The sequence below is a fragment of the Streptomyces sp. NPDC020996 genome (assembly GCF_040641355.1).
Classification (GTDB): domain Bacteria; phylum Actinomycetota; class Actinomycetes; order Streptomycetales; family Streptomycetaceae; genus Streptomyces.
Map to the genome: position 1 here is coordinate 1 of NZ_JBFADM010000148.1, position 2001 is coordinate 2001.

Genomic DNA, 2001 nt, shown 5'->3' on the forward strand with positions numbered 1-2001 from the left:
GCCCCTCAAACGAGCCGAACACCGCAACCTGCCGCCACCAGCCACGGCAGTCCTCACGATCTCCAGACCACACACCACCTAAGTCACCGGCATTGAGCCTAGAACCAGTTGCGCTTGCTGCCGACCTCGGACAGCCACTGGTTGAGGTACGCCGCCCAGTCGGTCCCGTGGTAGTCCTGCAGACCCACCTGGAACGACCGGAAGGTGTCGCTGCCCTCGCTGAACAGCCCCGGCTTCTTGTCCATCTCCAGCACGACGTCCATTTCGTGCGCGTCGGCCACGAAGCTCAGCTCGACCTGGTTCAGCCCCCGGTACTGCGACGGCGGGAAGAACTCGATCTCCTGGTAGAACGGCAGCTGCTGCCGCGTGCCCCGGATGTGACCGCGTTCCATGTCCGCGCTCTTGAAGCGGAAGCCGAGCTGGATGAACGCGTCGAGGATCGCCTGCTGCGCCGGCAGCGGGTGCACGTTGATCGGGTCCAGGTCACCGGGGTCGATGGCACGCGCGATCGCCAGCTCGGTGCTCACACCGATGTTCATCCCGCGCAGCGACTGCCCGTCGATCATCGTGATCGGGGTCTCCCACGGGATCTCCAGCCCGAACGGCACCGAGTGCACCGCCTTCGCCTGGAGCTCGAAGGCACCGCCGAGCTGCAGCTTGGCGAACTCGATGTTCTGGTGGTACTCCTCTTCCCCGCCTTCCACCTCGACGCGCGCCCGCAGGGCCACCGACAGGCCCTCGATGTTCTGGTTCACGGACCCGCCCTGGATCCGCACCTCGCCCTGGACGACGCCACCCGGAACGACGTTGACCTCGGTCAGTTCGGTCTCGACCGAAGCTCCGCCGGCCCCCAGACTCGCGAGCAGCTTCTTGAACGCCATGACTCTCCTCTTACGTGTAGACCCTTGATCCCTACAAACGCGATCCGGGTCTGGCCGGTTCCGCCCCACACCCTGGCAAGACGGCCGAATCTTTGCCACCCCTCGGCGTCCACCCGTCTGGACTACGCTCGTACCCCATGATCGCGCCCCCGGACCGTACGCCACTGCCCAGGGAGTTCTTCGACCGCCCCGTGCTCGAGGTCGCGCCGGACCTCCTGGGCCGCGTCCTCGTACGCACGACCCCGGACGGCCCGATCGCGGTGCGCCTCACAGAGGTCGAGGCCTACGAAGGTCCGGGCGACCCCGGCTCCCACGCCTATCGCGGCCGTACGCCCCGCAACGACGTGATGTTCGGCCCGCCCGGACACGTGTACGTGTACTTCACCTACGGCATGTGGTTCTGCATGAACCTGGTGTGCGGACCGGAAGGCAGGGCGAGCGCGGTCCTGCTCCGGGCCGGCGAGGTCGTCGAGGGCGTCGAGCTCGCGCGCAAACGCCGGATCTCGGCCCGGACCGAGCACGAACTGGCCAAGGGCCCCGCCCGCCTGGCCACGGCCCTGGACGTGGACCGAGAACTCAACGGCACGGACGCGTGCGCCCCCGGTGACACGCCCCTGCGCATCGTGACGGGTGCCCCGGTGTCCGCCGGTCAGGTCCTCAACGGCCCGCGCACCGGAGTCGCGGGTGACGGCGGTGTCCACCCCTGGCGCTTCTGGGTCGGCGACGATCCGACCGTGAGCCCGTACCGGGCCCATGTGCCGCGCCGCCGTCGAAGTTGACTCGCTCCGTGAAGGTGCGTAACGTAGCCCGAGCCGCTTGAACCGGGTACGGCATTCGCCTGCAGCCGGAAGCGGCCAACCCACTACCTGACGATCACCCCTCAGCGGGGTCGAATTCGGCGTGTTCGCGCGCCCGAATTCGAGCCGGCGGAACTCGATTATGAGTTGGCGAGGGAATCGGCTAACGTAGTGAATGTCGAAAGGCCCCGCCGACAGGGAATCAGGCCCGAAAGGATCTGATAGAGCCGGAAACGCAAGACCGAAGGGAAGCGCCCGGAGGAAAGCCCGAGAGGGTGAGTACAAAGGAAGCGACCGTTCCTTGAGAACTCAACAGCGTGCCA

2 protein-coding genes are annotated in these 2001 nt (G+C 67.1%); one reads left to right on the plus strand and one right to left on the minus strand.

Annotated features, from left to right (window positions below; genetic code table 11):
• Positions 1-98: 98 nt before the first annotated feature.
• A complete protein-coding gene (locus AB0G63_RS39060; protein ID WP_360760655.1) occupies positions 99-881 on the minus strand; it encodes a sporulation protein in 783 nt (260 codons plus the stop codon).
• Positions 882-1018: 137 nt separating this feature from the next.
• On the opposite strand from AB0G63_RS39060, the gene AB0G63_RS39065 reads away from it, so the two are divergent.
• Positions 1019-1660: a DNA-3-methyladenine glycosylase gene (locus AB0G63_RS39065; RefSeq protein ID WP_360760657.1), complete on the plus strand. Its 642-nt coding sequence runs from the start codon at positions 1019-1021 to the stop codon at positions 1658-1660.
• The last annotated feature ends 341 nt before the right edge of the window (positions 1661-2001 follow it).